Genomic DNA, 14,040 nt, shown 5'->3' on the forward strand with positions numbered 1-14,040 from the left:
ACATCGACCGCATCGCGTATTATGCGACCGAGGCCTATTGCAACGCTGTGCTCGAGCGCGTGCGCCTCTCTCACCCAAGTACCCCAATACCGGACGCGAGACTGTTGTTGTGCGGATTACTCGGGCAAGAATTTGGTGCCGAAATTGATCCCTCACGTGTGTCGTTCGTGAGCCACCATATGTCGCACGCGGTGAGCTCGTTTTTCATGTCGGGCTTCGAGCGAAGTTTGGTCCTCTCAATTGACGGCGGTGGAGACTTTCTTTCGGGGCTTTTGGCGATTGGTTCCAGCACGGAGATTGAGCCACTCGTGACATTTCCGGAGAATGATTCTCTAGGGCTGCTATACTTGGAAACGATCCGCTACCTAGGTTATGGCGCGTTCGATGAATATAAGATCATGGGTCTGGCACCTTACGGCAATCCCGCTTCGTACCGCGAGATCTTCGAACAATTTTACGAACTCCTAGACGACGGTGGTTATCGGGTCCATCTCGACCGAGTTGGTCCTACGTTGCTCAGTAACATTCAAATACGCCAGAAAGGCATGCCGTTCACGCAGCAGCATAAAGATGTGAGTGCTTCACTGCAGGAAGCACTGGAACGGATCGTGTTCCACGTCCTACGGCATTACACCAAGGTTACGGGCATCGAACGACTGTGTTTGGCCGGAGGAGTGGCTCACAACTGCACTTTGAATGGCAAGCTGCTGTACTCGGGGATGTTTGACGACATCTTCGTGCAACCGGCTGCCCATGACGCTGGCTGCGCACTAGGCGCCGCATTGATGGCGTCTCATGATCTGGGGCATCCGGCACCTCGTGAGCGTTTGCAAAACGTCTATTGGGGACCCGACCTGGAGAGCGAAGGAAGCGTGGAGGAGGAACTTTTTGCTTGGGGCCAGCATCTCGAAATTGAACGGAGTGATGACGTGACAGGCAAAGCAGCCGAATGGATTGCGGATGGCGCCGTGATCGCCTGGGTGCAGGGGCGTTCGGAGTTCGGTCCACGGGCGCTAGGCAACCGGAGTATTCTTGCTGATCCGAGGCCGGCGTCAAACAAGGATCGAATTAATATGATGGTCAAGAAGCGGGAAGGCTACCGCCCATTTGCTCCCTCGGTATTGGAGGAGGACGCCGTGGAATTTTTTGATCTGCCAGGTACCTTGCGCAAATTTCCTTTTATGAATTTCGTAGTGTCTGTGCGCGAACCCAAGCGTAGTTCGCTAGGCGCCATCACGCACGTAGATGGTACGGCTCGTTTGCAGACAGTGTCACGCGAGACAAATCCCGCATATTGGGAGCTAATCAATGCTTTCGGGAAGCGAACCGGCGTTCCGATCTTGCTCAACACGTCGTTTAACAACAACGCCGAGCCGGTAGTGGATTCGGTTAGGGATGCCGTAACGACTTTTTTGACGACCGACCTGGATGCACTTGTGATCGGTCCATTTCTCGTCAAGAAGCGAATCTCAACGATGGAGGAGTGGAATAAACTAGCAGTTTCCTTGCCACCTTACGCAAGTCTCCATCAGGCGCGTGCATATTCCACCCTGGATCGGCAAGAGACTGTATGTGAGATCCGCACAGGCGCCTCCAGCCTGCAGGCCGTGCGTATTTCACCGGAGTTGTTTGAACAGCTAATTAGGATTGAGGGAGAAGCCCTGGTTGGCGACATTTTGGATGGAATCGCGCCTGTTTCAGGTAGTCGTGAGACTTTCCTAAATGAACTTCGGCAGATTTGGGAGCAGCGTTGCATATGCTTAAGCCCGGTACGTGGCCGCAAATCACAGGTATCCGTCCCCGCTGAGGCCTCGGTGACTAGTGGGCTTTCAGCATAGCTTGGGGTCGCGTCGTTACGCCAAACAAACTCGCGAATAGCAAAGCCCGCGACCGACAATGCGCCGTGCCCACCTAATCGCACGGCGACGCGTCAACAACCATGTCGAAAGAAGGGCCAAATGGCTCGGTATTTCAGTGATATCCTGTCCGAGCTCGTTCAGCAGGGGCACTTCGAAAAGTTAAGGAGACTGTGATGGATCCGGTGTGTGAGTTAAACGTACATCGACAGATCGTTTCGCTTCTCGATAAGCCTAACCCTGTAATCTTTGACATTGGGTGCAATGACGGAAGCGATGCTCAACGCTTTCTGCGCCTTCTTCCGAGCGCCCAGCTCTATTGCTTTGAGCCAGACCCCAGAGCCGCTGCACGCTTCAAGGAGAAAATGGGTTCTGATCGGGATCGGATGAGGCTATCCGAGGTTGCGATCAGCGACCGAAACGGGATGATCGAGTTTCATCCCAGCAATGGCAATGACAGCGCTAAGGAATGGGATCTCTCGGGCTCGATACGCCGTCCCAAGAACCATCTTTCTGAGTACGAGTGGGTTCGGTTTGACCCTCCGATTTCGGTTGAGACTAGGTCCTGTTGACAAAGTGGATTCCCAAATCAGCCTAGGCGTGATTCAAGACTGCTTTTTAGGAAGCAGCTATGGCACGAGGCGATTTGAGTGATGAGGAATGGCGGATTGTCGAACCGCTATTGCCGACCGAGCGTGGTCGCAAGTCTCGGCCATCCCACGACAACCGCCGCTTTTTTAACGGGATGCTCCATGTTCTGCGCGTCGGCTGTCCGTGGCGCGATATGCACGAGCGATATGGAAAGTGGAATTCGGTCTATGTTCGTTTCCGCCGCTGGGCCGAACAAGGTGTTTGGGACGCACTTCTGGAAACGCTTGTCGAACTTGGATTGACCGATGACTGGCAACATATGATTGACAGCACCACGGTTCGCGGCCATTCGCAGGCTGCGGGCGCTAAAGGGGGACTTATAAGGAGGGTTTTGGTCGATCACGCGGCGGCTTTACGACAAAAGTCCATGCCCGCGCAGACGGTCAGGGACGTCCTCTCGGCTTTGTCCTGACAGGTGGCGAGGCTTCTAATTATAGCTAGCGCCGTTCCAGCGCTTCTTACCATACCCGTTGGCAAACCTAAATCATTCCTTGCTGACAAGGGCTACGACGGCGACTCCGCCCGCGAAGAGTTGCTGATCCACGGCATTCGGCCCGTGATTCCGCCAAAAGCGAACCGGAAAGACCCGCCTTCCTGCGACTTCAAAGTTTATAAAGACCGCAACCGCATCGAACGAATGTTCAACCGGCTCAAACAGTTCCGACGGATTGCCACCCGTTACGACAAGACCCGAACTTCCTTCGAAGCGTTCCTTTTGCTGGCCGCCGCAAAAATCTGGCTGCCGCACTTCATGGAACGCCTTTAGCCCAGCAATGGCTCAAATCGCCTGTAAGCCCACCATCGCCTATCAACCGGAACCTTCGGTCCATCCGATGGTGGGGATGTGAAGACAGTCATTATTGTTTCATAACCGAAATCCGAGATGACCTCGGATGCGACTACCTCCATGCGTTCGCGGTCATCATCGCTGAAATCGGGATCGACCAAGAATTCGAGGACAATCTCGTTGCCACTCCAGCCACACGTAACGGCGGCGAGCGTCGATGATACGGCCCCGAGCAAGGCGCGTTGCACACTAAGTCGAAGTCGTATTTCCCGATCAGCTCCAGACATCAAATCCTCCGTCAGGAGCCATCTTATCGCATTATCACTGCTGACTTTGTCAACAGGACCTAGGAGTGGAGGGTGACGTTTTGCTTAAAAACACAAGCCTATAGCCGGTTCCCTTTTTGGGATTCAAGAACCGCGCCGAGTTTGCCGGAGGCTTCAACTCATGAGAGATTGGAGCCGATATGAGCAAGACAACGAACAAATTCTCGCCTGAAGTCCGTGAGCGTGCCATCCGCATGGTGCTGGATCACGAAGCCGAGCACCCCGCGCGGTGGGCTGCCGTTTCATCTATCGCGGCCAAGATCGGCTGCTCGCCGGCCACGCACGCTGCACGAATGGGTGAAGAAGACCGAGGTCGATAGCGGTAAGCGAGCAGGCCGGCCGAACGATGTCGCCGAGAATATGAATGCTCTTGAGCGGGAGAGCCGCGAGCTTCGTCAGGCCAACGAGATTCTGCGCAAAGCGTCGGCGTATTTTGCCCAGGCGAAACCTGCCACCGGAAAAGACGCTCGACAGCTTTGATTTTGATGCAGTCCCTATGGTCTCCAAGGCCCAGGTCATGGCCATTGCCGCTGCGACAGCTGGGTCGCGAAAGGTGCCAATATCCTCATGTTCGGTCCGCCGGGCGGCGGAAAGAGCCATCTCGCCGCGGCCCTCGACCTCGCGCTGATCGAGAACGGTTGGCGGGTGCTGTTCACTCGCACGACCGACCTCGTCCAGAAACTGCAGGTCGCACGGCGTGAACTCCAGATCGAATCCGCCGTCGCAAAGCTCGACAAGTTCGATCTGCTTATCCTCGACGACCTGGCCTACGTCACCAGGACCAGGCCGAAACCCGCGTGCTCTTCGAACTCATCTCCCAAGATATGAGCGGCGGTCCATCATCATCACCGCCAATCAGCCCTTTGGAGAATGGAACCGCGTCTTTCCGGACCCGGCCATGACGCTTGCCGCGGTGGACCGACTTGTTCATCACGCTACGATCATTCGAAATGAACGTCGAAAGCTAATGGCGACGTTCCGCGATGGAAGCTAAACGTGGTCGACCCAGCCGGCTTGCGGCCATTACCTCTATCTCATTGCAAACGATGACACTGAAACGTCAGGAATCCGGTCTTCTCCATACAAGGCAGCCGATCGAACAAAATGTCGTAGCCTGACGGGAGACGCAGGGGTGTCCCTCCCGCACGCGGCGCCCTTTGCTATCCCGGATGAAGGGGATGGCGGCAACGACATGCGCAAGCCCACTGAGGATAGAAGGACTGGGTGAAAAGGCGCCCCTGAAAACAGTGGGTTTGGCGACACTTGTTGGCTCGGGCAGGCAAGACGTCGTCTACATGCATCAAATGGATGACTCGCATTTAAACAATAGATTTCACCAATTTTCGCGGATGCTCCATAGACGGCCGTCTCCACTCCACCGGGTATGATCCGTTGAAAGGCTCTCAACCAATCCAACAACGCCTGTAGCCCCGAAGCACTGGCGGCGGGAATGGCATCAATCCTACCTGGTATCGCCTGGCCTTAGTCGAAGAAAGGAAACGTCTCATGAAGGTTATTGGTTACTACGTCATCGTTGCAGCGTTGCTCGCATTGACATTGCGGGCCGGGCCGTCACTTGCAGCAGATGATCGTAACCAAGATTGTGGCCCGGCGGCAAGTGACCCCCGCGCAAACCTGAATGGTGCTGACAAAGCCCATTCAGCGGAGCACACTCAAGACTTCAATTGCCAAGATACTCCTGCCGAAGAAGGTGAGTGCTACGAGTGCGTCTTACCCCCCGAAGTACATATTGAAGGCGCCGAAGTGATCGACGTCGCAGACCGAAACCTTTATCCGCGGAAAACACTGCTACTCGCCAGAATGATCAGGCACCACTGAATCGTGTCGGTTGAAGGTAGCAGTAAGACCATCAAAGCCACGGCGGCTGGAACATCGATACTTTCTCAATTTTAGGCGACCCTTTGCTTGCTGATCTCTCGTGGCGCCGCACACTGCGAGACCAAGCCTTTTCACCTTTTATCTCGCCACCTCGCTATGGATGAAGACATGCGGTTCAAGGGCCTTGATCTGAATCTCCTCGTCGCACTCGACGCCTTGATGACCGAGCGTAATCTCACGGCGGCAGCGCGCAGCATCAACTTGAGCCAACCGGCCATGAGCGCGGCCGTCGGCAGGTTACGCACCTATTTCAATGACGACCTTTTTACCATGGTCGGTCGCGAACTCGTTCCAACCCCGCGTGCGGAGCGGCTCGCGCCTTCGGTCCGCGAGGCTCTGCTTCACATCCAGGTTTCGATCATATCCTGGGATCCGTTTTGCCCTGCTCAATCGGATCGCTGCTTCAGAGTCATTCTTTCCGATTACGCCGCACTCGTTTTTTTTGAAAAGGTCGTGACGCGTGTCGCCCGAGAAGCGCCCGCCGTCAGCTTCGAGTTGCTGCCGATCGCCGATAACTACGATGATTACTTGCGGCGCGGTGACGCCGATTTTCTCATCTTTCCGGAATTGCTCATGTCGCGCGCACATCCTAAGGTGGCGTTATTCGAGGAGACCCTCGTGTGCGTGGGCTGCCGCTCGAACAAGCTACTCTCGGAGCAACTTACACTCGAGAGGTATATGTCGATGGGGCACGTTGTGGTGAAGTTTGGGAACGCTGCTTCCATCGAGGAATGGTGTTTGCTTGGGCACGGGCTTAAGAGACATGTCGAAGTAGTCGTGCAGGGCTTCAGCATGGTTCCGTTCATGCTTTCAGGGACCGAGCGCATAGCGACAATGCCCTTACGCCTGGTCAAGCAGCTCGAAAAGACAATACCCCTGCGGATCGCTGACCTTCCGCTACCTTTGCCCGCGTTCACACAGGCCCTCCAATGGCCCGCGCTTCACAATAGTGATCAGGCAAGCCTCTGGATGCGGGACGTGCTATGCCAGGAAGCATCCCGCATGCCTTCGCCCCATGAGGTAATGAGACGTCTCAGGATTTCCTAGCATTCTTTCGTGGTTTTGTCGTTCGGCGTGATTCATGGCGTCGGAATGAGGAGCCTCTTTGAAACGCCGCCGCTACAGTCTCACGGATGATCGATGATCCTGTCGCCGCTGGCCCAACAGCCGCGCTGACTGACGACCAAGTATGGAGGAACTGGACAGATGCTCTCCTACGCCCGCCGTTCAGCCGACCAATGAAACAACCTCCTCGACAGTTTGTCGACGACGCAAGTCGAAGGTTCACGCAGCTCCAATCGACATTAGCAAGGAGCGGCAAACCAACCCCTAATATGGGACGGGTTCACCACATCCGAGCCGTGGCGCCAGATTGCCCTCCGGTAATACCTCAACGTCTTTATTTTTGCGGCAGAACATTCTCACTGCCCTTTTCCACCTGATCGATCACGAGCAGCTTTACCGGCTCGGTGCCGTTGTTCGCCCCTTTATGCCATATGCCCCAGGACTCGACGATAAAATCCCCTGCCGTGAAAATGCTTTCTTTCCCAGATTCTGTATTGGTGACCGTGATCTCCCCCGAAAGCACATAGCCATAGCGCTGATAGCGATGCTGATGAATTGGTAACGTCGCACCGGGCGCAATCTCATAAATCGAAGCGATGACCTCGACATCCTTCCGTGGAACGATGATGGGCTGACCGGCAATCGTACGATCGGTCCTTAAGATAAGCGTAGCCGCGACCGCTTTGTTTTCGAACGCGTTCGCGGGACACGCCAGACCAAAGAGCGCCGTAGCGATTGAGATGACCTTCATTTGCTTTTCTCCTGATACACGCCGGATCTTCCTGAAGGGTGTTTGCTTCCGAGTTCGGCCAGTTGCAGAGCGAAAGACCTGCATCGTCTCGCCGGCGCCGACATGGGTTCGTTTGTTCCCGGACTATGATGATTATCTTCAGAGCTCTGAGGTCCTTTCAAGACACTGCATCGCAATACCCCTCCTGGCGTGGTGGCGAGTGGCGTCAAGACATCAGGCGCCGACGCAACAGCGCTGCCGACAGGAAGAACGGCAAAAGCGCGTAGATGCAAAGCGCGCCTATATGCAGGCCCATGCTGCTCGCGGGGCGCCCAAGCATTGCCGGGCGTATGAGGTCGATCGCATGCGCTAGAGGCAAGAACTGCGCTACCTGCTGAAAAGTCTGGGGCAGTTGCGTGATTGGAAACACCGCGCCGCACAAGAACAGCATTGGTGTGAGGACGAGCGTCTGGTAAAAAATGAAATACTCGTAACTGGGCGCAAGCGCCGTGACTACCATCGCAAGGCTCGCGAATGCAAATCCAGTGAGCATGATAATTGGCAGCACATAGACGACTGATGGCCACGTCGCATAGCCTAGCACGGTGGCGACGATTATGATTCCCGTACCGGCAAGAAATGCCTTGCTCGCTGCCCATGCCAACTCACCCAGGATGATGTCCCCAAGTGTCATTTGTGTGTAGAGCATGGCTTCCCAGGTGCGTTGGGCGTGCATTCGCGTAAAGGCCGCGTAAATCGTCTCGAACGTCGCAGACGTCATCGCGCTTGTCGCCACCATGCCGCCCGCCAAGAATGCAACGTAGGTTGTGCCGTCAACGCGACCCACAATAATTCCGAGGCCAAGGCCGAGGCCAAACAGGTAGATCATAGGATCGGCCAGACTTCCAACAATTGACGCAAGTGCTACTTTCTTCCATGCCAGATAGTTGCGTCGCCATATCGCAATCCAGTTAAAAGCGTTGGCGGGCAGAGCCGCAGCACAACCTTCATCCATCGTTCACTTCTCCATCTCGCGCCCGGTCAACCGCAAAAATACATCCTCAAGATTCGGCGGACGCTGCAGAATGCGCAAGCCCGCGCGCTGCCGTAACCGCACACGCACCTGCTCCGGGTCGGACACATAGCAAAAAAGGGTCTCGCCGCTAATTTCGATGCGATCGGCATATGGCCCGACCAGCGATTCCAACTCATGCGGATCGCCGCCGTAGATCTCAATGACTTCGCACCCGATCAGTTCATCGATCAGGTCATGCGGACGCCCTTCGGCAATGCTGCGACCTCCTTCGAGTACGCAGAGTCGATCGCATAACCGTTCGGCTTCTTCCATGAAATGGGTGGTCAAGATGATCGTTTTGCCGCGCGTAAGCAGGGAACGCAGGCGCTCCCAGATCAGGTGGCGCGCGTGCGGGTCGAGACCGGTGGTCGGCTCGTCCATGACAAGTAGCTGCGGGTCATTGATCAACGCACGCGCTAGCGTCAGGCGCCGCTTCATGCCGCCTGAAAGTTCAGACACACGCGCATTCACCTTGCTCTCTAGGCGTGCAAACTCAAGGAGCGACGACATGACCGCCTCGACTTTGCGTGTATTCATGCCGAAGTAGCGGCTGTAGACCAGCAGATTCTCGCGCACAGTGAATTCAGGCTCAAGGTTGTCGAATTGCGGCACCACGCCGATACCCTTTCGCGCCAAGCGAGCCTGGGCAGGCACCGGCACGCCGAGCACGGTAATCTTCCCCGCATCAGGGGCTGTCATGCCAAGGATCATGCGTGCGATCGTGCTCTTGCCCGCGCCGTTCGGTCCAAGCAGCCCGAAGCATTCCCCCGGGGAAACGCGGAACGATAGCGCGCTGACCACGGCCTTGTCGCCATATGTCTTACTTACGTCGGAAAAATCTATTGCGGTCATGAACATGCGCTCATCTGACCGTCGGGCGCCGTTGACCGGCATTTCTTCGGTTGGTTGGGTTCTTCCTGGTCCATCGCACCGTATGTGTTCATTGCGTCTCCATTAAAGGGCTGCAGCAGAATCCGGGAAAACGCCTCGTCCGTGGTAATTGGCACTCGTGTTGCAGAGCAGCCGAATGTCCCTGAGCTTGTTACATTCGAAGAGTAGCTCGGCGCCTTCACGGAGAGAGTGCCTGGGATGGTCTGAAATCGTGCAGATTCATCGAGATGGACAACAGCCGGAATTCTGTCCTGGCATCTCATCCGGGTCTGATGGTTAAACAACATTTCGCAATCCGGAGTTCGAGGGCTGACTATATAAGGCGCACGGGTCCTCCAGGCAGATCGGCGCCACGAGGCGGAGCCACGGGCTGCGGTGGCCGCGCGGCACCTATCACGAGGATAGTTCTTGCAGGGAAATGCCCTGTCATTGGAACGAGACCGGAGCCCTCGACGGATTCGAGAGAACTTTCAGCATTGCACCCCAGCCGTCGATGATGATTTGATCAAGAACGCGTGGATCCGGACCGTGTTGCGCCAAAGCGGCGCCAATCGCGTCGAGATTGTCGACAGTTTCATATCGCGGGTTGCTGCCCCGCTTCTCCTGCTCGACGCAGAAGGCGAGCCACCCATCCTCGACAAGCGCGTCCGCTCCGTCATGGGTCAATTTGATACCACAGATGCGCATAGTGTCTCCATGTCTGAACGTCGAGGGTTGAGCCGTTAGGAGGCAGAAAACGGATTTCGGAAACAGGCGAGCAAGCAATCTTCGTTGACCGACTCACCCCGACACTCAAGCCGCTCTACCTCGAGCAAAGTTTCGTTCAGCATGCCGAGGATCGTCTCAGCACCAGCAACGTGGCCCCAGCGACGACAGTTGGCGTCGCGCGCCGATCCGAAAACCAGATATCCATCTGGCGCAAGCATCCGCACTAAATTCCGAACAGCCCCTCTCATCTCGGCTATTCCTCCGATGTAGTAGAGCACTTCCGCCACAACGATCAGATCAAACCTCTCGTCAGGTGAAAACTGTTGAACATCAGAGACTATCCAGCTGATGTGCGGAGAACCCCTTATGCGTCGACGCGATCTTTCTATAGCCTGAGGCACAACATCGATCACGGTGAGCCGTTTGCAGTGGGGGGCTAGCTGCACCGTAAATGCGCCGGCAGCGCATCCCACTTCGAGCGCACTTGAGATGGATCCCTGGGCAAGCGCCAAGCGGAGCATTTGCGTGTGACGCTCACGCTCGAATGGATTGGCGTCGAGTCCCCATGGATCGGGTGCAGCCAGTTCCCGATTCAGCAATTGATAATTGTCGCTCTGTGTCAACTCGTTCACCTCGGTAAATAGATCTTACTCGTCGCTGCACATGCAGTCAGACGTCGTTCGCCTGGCAGGATGGCGGGCGGGCTTGAGCCTTCGAGGCGCTGTCGCATGTCCAGAACATTCTGTAGTGCGTGCATCAGCCGTCGGATGTTGATTCGAGTTGCCAGCAGAGCTGCGCGACAGCCAGTCGCTATTGCTCAGCGTGCACAGCGCGTAGGCTTTCAAGGGCAGTAGCAGAAAAATATTGATGAATGTATGCAGAGAGAATCCGAGGAACCGTAGTTGGCGGGCCCGAAGCGCTACAACGCTGCAGCGGATCATCGTCATGGCCACAATCATCAGGGCTGCCAACCAAGGCGCGGTGCCCGTCAATGCAAGCTGTGCGAGTCCCGTCAGCACTGATAGTGCCAGAAGCAGCGGTCCGAGGTTCTGTCCGACGACGTCGAGCGTAAGGAAGCGATTGAGGTTGGGCAGCAGGCGCAGCCCAAGCAACGTGTCCCGGAACGTGCTCCGCGCCCAGCGTAGTTGTTGGCGCAGATACGGTCCTAGCTTGTTCGGAACGACTGTCGCTGCGATGGCGCTCGGCACGTACTCTGTTCGAAAGCCTGCCTTCAGCATGAGAATGGTGAGATGCCGATCCTCACCGAAATCGCTTGGCTTTCCCCGAAAATACTGTGACTCGTACTGGTCAAGCAGCGAAGCGAGCGCAGAGCGACGGTACATAACACATGGACCGCAGCAGCACATAACGGCACCGAAGCGAGCTTGTGCCGCACGCTCCTCGTTGCAAGCCAGCCAGTACTCCATGTCGATCAAACGGGTCAGCCAACTGTCGTTTCGGTTGCGGGCCGTCAACTGTCCCATGGCCGCGCCGACAGCCGCATCTTGCATTTTAGGCACGAGCTTCCTGATGACATCAGATGCGAGGATCGTGTCGGAGTCGACGTTTAACACCATATCTCCAGCAGAGCGGCGTATCGCAGCGATCTGTGCCTTCCGTTTGCCGACATTCTGGGGAAGCAGGAGAATATTGAATCTGGGGTCTCGCGCGAAGGCCTCGTGCACAAGTCGCAAAGCCTCGCGATTTTCGGAACCGTCATCAACTAGGTAAACCTGCAGCCTTCCCCCGTATTCCTGACCCGCAATAGAAGCCAGGCACTCCGAAAGCGTGCGGGGATCCTCGTTGAAGCTTGGCACGATGACATCTACGCTGGGCAGCTCGTCAAAGCCGCCCAAGCCGTGGGACGCCAATGAAACATCGGTCGGCAGAGAATAAACGGCCTGCATGCTTTTATATGCAGTCGAGAGAAGTGCATAAAGCGAGACGGCGACAGTGCTGGTTGTGTCAAGCATATCCATCGGATCTTCAGAACTCCCGAGGAAGCGAGCGAAATACAAAGCCGCGATCATGCAAAGCTGGAATTATGCTAGATAACGCCATGATAGTCTGGTGGCGCAGACTGTGGTCAGCTCCTTGCTGCATTTCACTGGAGGGACAACCGTCGTGCAAGAGCACGATTGACCCCGGCCGGACAGACTGCAGCACATCATTAACAATGGCGTCGGCCCCGGGAAGAGACCAGTCTCGCGGATCTACCGACCAGTGCACGGCAGTGAGTTCCGCATTCGCCGAAGCCTTGAGCACTTCTTCGGTCCAGATGCCGTAAGGAGCTCGGATGTGCCGCACCACCGCCTGAGGCGACGCCATTTTTATGGCTCTGTTTGTCTCGAGTATCTGACGTTGCACCTCGTCGGGTTCGCAGTCAGACAGGTCTGGATGCGTCATTGTGTGGTTGGCGACTTCATGCCCCTCTGCAATCATTCGCTGGATCAATTTCGATTGATCGGCCAGGAACTCGCCGATGACGAAGAATGTTGCCGGCACCCGGTGTTCAGCCAGAATATCGAGAATCTCCGGTGTACAAAATGGATGCGGACCGTCGTCGAACGTCAAATAAACGCTGTGACGACCAGTGCCGTCATCGCGCTCACCGTGCACTTCGCACGAGCAATCGAGGTGCGTCATTGCTCTCGTCCTTTCCGGTAAATTATCCTGGTGGCCATTCGGAGACCGGCCGCCCAAAGGTAGGATGATGACGCCGCGCGTGGACGCAGGTCGAAACGCGCGTGTGGCAGCGTGTAGCGTACGCCGTTTCCCAAAATAGCGGTCACCAGACCGCCTCGTTTGAATCTGTCAATACGCGGCTCGTTGCGGACTGTACCGAGTGCGAATGTAAATTCCCTCGACATGGTCGGAGTTGCGATTCCTTTTCCGCAACGGTTCCCAACGCACGTAAATCGCATGCAAAGGCCTCATAATCTTTGCCGATTTGCCAAAACGATCGATCTTGCGATCAAAGTGACGATTGGTCGCGAACCCCGACCTATCGACGATTGCAAGATGATGCAATGGGCTGATCGAACGCTTATGCTAGCATTACATTCCAAAGCCACACATTTGACCCCTCTACACCACTGGCGCGCCATCGACGACTTGATTTCCGTCAAGATGCTCGTCTAATGGATCATGCCATTCAATTCGTAAAATCGATTGTTTGGATGATACCCATCCACGCCATAGATAAAATTCGAGCCACAGTTCCTGCTAACGGACCGAGCCTGTTGTCGTGGCTGACGCCGGATTTCCGTCGTCGCTCCCTTGACGAACTTATCATGGCTCGGCATTGGCGGCTTTCTAACCTACTCTGGGTAAAGCTCCGGAGCAGATTGAAACCTTCCGGAAGCCTGAAAGCGCCGGATAGAATTGATCGGCTATGGCTGTCAAACGACTCGAGGAACTAGTCCCACTTGCCGAATTGAAGAACGGACCCCATCGGTTTGCGTTTCGTTAGATCCGAGCACTGGCCCCAATCTTCCGCAGACGGTCGGAGCGTCGCTTTTGGCTAAGCCGATAACTGTCGCCCGGATGGTGACCACCGTCGAGAGGTGAAAGCAGGCGGTCCAATAATGCTGTGACGACCACGCGACTATGGATCGAGCTGTTGTCGTAGCGCGGAACACATTTGGAAAACAAACGGGCGCGATGGGCCTCCAAGTGGAGGTAACCGAGCTCGTCTGAATCAACAACCTGGGCCGCGGCACGATCATCGACTGCTTGTCCAGCGAGCCGCAGTTGTGAGACTCGCCAGCATCGCCGCCACGGTGGCAGCCGTGACGCAATGGTGGCCACACTTATCCATCAAGCGGATGGAGATTATCCAAACAATCGATTTTACGGATTCCCCAGGATGCTCCAGAAGACGCATGAAATAGAGATCAGGTAGCGGGAAAGGACGGGAATTGGCTAGATCGGCGCCACCCTCGATGAATCGGCGAAGCGCGCCAACATGAGCCGTACCGCAACGTAAGCTCCGGCCTCTCGCTCCGAGCCAAGTGCGATGCCGATGGGTTGGATCGGGTGCGAGATAAACG

At 55.9% G+C, this 14,040-nt stretch carries 12 protein-coding genes and 3 pseudogenes; 7 read left to right on the top strand and 8 right to left on the bottom strand.

Annotation, left to right across the window (positions count from 1 at the left end):
• The first annotated feature begins 2 nt into the window (after window positions 1-2).
• The 3 genes and pseudogenes from ATY29_RS24400 (at window position 3) to ATY29_RS38540 (ending at window position 3,273) form a co-directional block, all read left to right on the top strand.
• Window positions 3-1,838 carry a carbamoyltransferase family protein gene (locus tag ATY29_RS24400; RefSeq protein WP_244597436.1) on the top strand — a complete coding sequence of 612 codons (1,836 nt, stop codon included), beginning with the start codon at window positions 3-5 and terminating at the stop codon, window positions 1,836-1,838.
• Between the two features lie 194 nt (window positions 1,839-2,032).
• Window positions 2,033-2,428 carry an FkbM family methyltransferase gene (locus ATY29_RS24405; RefSeq protein ID WP_011053455.1) on the top strand — a complete coding sequence of 132 codons (396 nt, stop codon included), beginning with the start codon at window positions 2,033-2,035 and terminating at the stop codon, window positions 2,426-2,428.
• 59 nt (window positions 2,429-2,487) lie between these two features.
• Window positions 2,488-3,273, top strand: a pseudogene (locus ATY29_RS38540) (IS5 family transposase).
• On the opposite strand, the gene ATY29_RS38625 reads toward ATY29_RS38540, so the two are convergent.
• Window positions 3,270-3,581 carry a MafI2 family immunity protein gene (locus tag ATY29_RS38625; protein WP_011053458.1) on the bottom strand — a complete coding sequence of 104 codons (312 nt, stop codon included), beginning with the start codon at window positions 3,579-3,581 and terminating at the stop codon, window positions 3,270-3,272. The pseudogene ATY29_RS38540 and the gene ATY29_RS38625 overlap by 4 nt on opposite strands.
• A 179-nt stretch (window positions 3,582-3,760) precedes the next feature.
• On the opposite strand from ATY29_RS38625, the pseudogene ATY29_RS24420 reads away from it, so the two are divergent.
• From ATY29_RS24420 to nodD1, 4 genes and pseudogenes are all read left to right on the top strand, one after another.
• Window positions 3,761-4,055 (top strand): annotated as a pseudogene (locus ATY29_RS24420) (transposase); the annotation flags it as partial.
• 7 nt (window positions 4,056-4,062) lie between these two features.
• Window positions 4,063-4,738, top strand: a pseudogene (gene istB, locus ATY29_RS24425) (IS21-like element helper ATPase IstB); the annotation flags it as partial.
• 388 nt (window positions 4,739-5,126) lie between these two features.
• Window positions 5,127-5,459: a nodulation protein NolE gene (nolE, locus tag ATY29_RS24430; protein WP_010022281.1), complete on the top strand. Its 333-nt coding sequence runs from the start codon at window positions 5,127-5,129 to the stop codon at window positions 5,457-5,459.
• Between the two features lie 168 nt (window positions 5,460-5,627).
• A complete protein-coding gene (nodD1, locus tag ATY29_RS24435; RefSeq protein ID WP_029532439.1) occupies window positions 5,628-6,566 on the top strand; it encodes a transcriptional regulator NodD1 in 939 nt (312 codons plus the stop codon).
• A gap of 352 nt (window positions 6,567-6,918) precedes the next feature.
• Here the strand turns inward: nodD1 and ATY29_RS24440 are convergent, their stop codons facing one another.
• The 7 genes from ATY29_RS24440 to nodB all read right to left on the bottom strand — a co-directional run bounded on the left by ATY29_RS24440 (window position 6,919) and on the right by nodB (window position 12,634).
• Window positions 6,919-7,335, bottom strand: a complete 417-nt coding sequence (locus ATY29_RS24440; RefSeq protein ID WP_097537389.1) for a cupin domain-containing protein — start codon at window positions 7,333-7,335, stop codon at window positions 6,919-6,921.
• 205 nt (window positions 7,336-7,540) lie between these two features.
• Window positions 7,541-8,329, bottom strand: a complete 789-nt coding sequence (gene nodJ, locus ATY29_RS24445; protein ID WP_011053461.1) for a nodulation factor ABC transporter permease subunit NodJ — start codon at window positions 8,327-8,329, stop codon at window positions 7,541-7,543.
• 3 nt (window positions 8,330-8,332) lie between these two features.
• Window positions 8,333-9,283, bottom strand: a complete 951-nt coding sequence (gene nodI / locus ATY29_RS24450; protein WP_016737487.1) for a nodulation factor ABC transporter ATP-binding protein NodI — start codon at window positions 9,281-9,283, stop codon at window positions 8,333-8,335.
• A gap of 423 nt (window positions 9,284-9,706) precedes the next feature.
• The gene (locus ATY29_RS24455; RefSeq protein WP_016737486.1) at window positions 9,707-9,967 is read right to left on the bottom strand and encodes a carbamoyltransferase N-terminal domain-containing protein; all 261 of its coding nucleotides are present in this window, start codon (window positions 9,965-9,967) and stop codon (window positions 9,707-9,709) included.
• A 35-nt stretch (window positions 9,968-10,002) separates the two neighbouring features.
• Window positions 10,003-10,620: a nodulation methyltransferase NodS gene (gene nodS / locus ATY29_RS24460; protein WP_011053463.1), complete on the bottom strand. Its 618-nt coding sequence runs from the start codon at window positions 10,618-10,620 to the stop codon at window positions 10,003-10,005.
• A 15-nt stretch (window positions 10,621-10,635) separates the two neighbouring features.
• Entirely contained in the window at window positions 10,636-11,967 is a 1,332-nt protein-coding gene (nodC, locus tag ATY29_RS24465; RefSeq protein ID WP_011053464.1) for a chitooligosaccharide synthase NodC, read from the bottom strand.
• Between the two features lie 7 nt (window positions 11,968-11,974).
• Complete coding sequence (gene nodB, locus ATY29_RS24470) at window positions 11,975-12,634, bottom strand: chitooligosaccharide deacetylase NodB (protein ID WP_011053465.1); 660 nt, start codon at window positions 12,632-12,634, stop codon at window positions 11,975-11,977.
• Between the last annotated feature and the right edge of the window lie 1,406 nt (window positions 12,635-14,040).

Origin of the sequence: Rhizobium hidalgonense (genome assembly GCF_002914525.1) — a bacterium.
Classification (GTDB): Bacteria; Pseudomonadota; Alphaproteobacteria; order Rhizobiales; family Rhizobiaceae; genus Rhizobium; species Rhizobium hidalgonense.

Excerpts from the sequence above, each read along its gene's own strand:
- ATY29_RS24405 (WP_011053455.1), top strand. The coding sequence starts at position 2,033 with ATGGATCCGGTGTGTGAGTTAAACGTACATCGACAGATCGTTTCGCTT.
- ATY29_RS38625 (WP_011053458.1), bottom strand. The coding sequence starts at position 3,581 with ATGTCTGGAGCTGATCGGGAAATACGACTTCGACTTAGTGTGCAACGC.
- nolE (WP_010022281.1), top strand. The coding sequence starts at position 5,127 with ATGAAGGTTATTGGTTACTACGTCATCGTTGCAGCGTTGCTCGCATTG.
- nodD1 (WP_029532439.1), top strand. The coding sequence starts at position 5,628 with ATGCGGTTCAAGGGCCTTGATCTGAATCTCCTCGTCGCACTCGACGCC.
- ATY29_RS24440 (WP_097537389.1), bottom strand. The coding sequence starts at position 7,335 with ATGAAGGTCATCTCAATCGCTACGGCGCTCTTTGGTCTGGCGTGTCCC.
- nodJ (WP_011053461.1), bottom strand. The coding sequence starts at position 8,329 with ATGGATGAAGGTTGTGCTGCGGCTCTGCCCGCCAACGCTTTTAACTGG.
- nodI (WP_016737487.1), bottom strand. The coding sequence starts at position 9,283 with ATGCCGGTCAACGGCGCCCGACGGTCAGATGAGCGCATGTTCATGACC.
- ATY29_RS24455 (WP_016737486.1), bottom strand. The coding sequence starts at position 9,967 with ATGCGCATCTGTGGTATCAAATTGACCCATGACGGAGCGGACGCGCTT.
- nodC (WP_011053464.1), bottom strand. The coding sequence starts at position 11,967 with ATGGATATGCTTGACACAACCAGCACTGTCGCCGTCTCGCTTTATGCA.
- nodB (WP_011053465.1), bottom strand. The coding sequence starts at position 12,634 with ATGACGCACCTCGATTGCTCGTGCGAAGTGCACGGTGAGCGCGATGAC.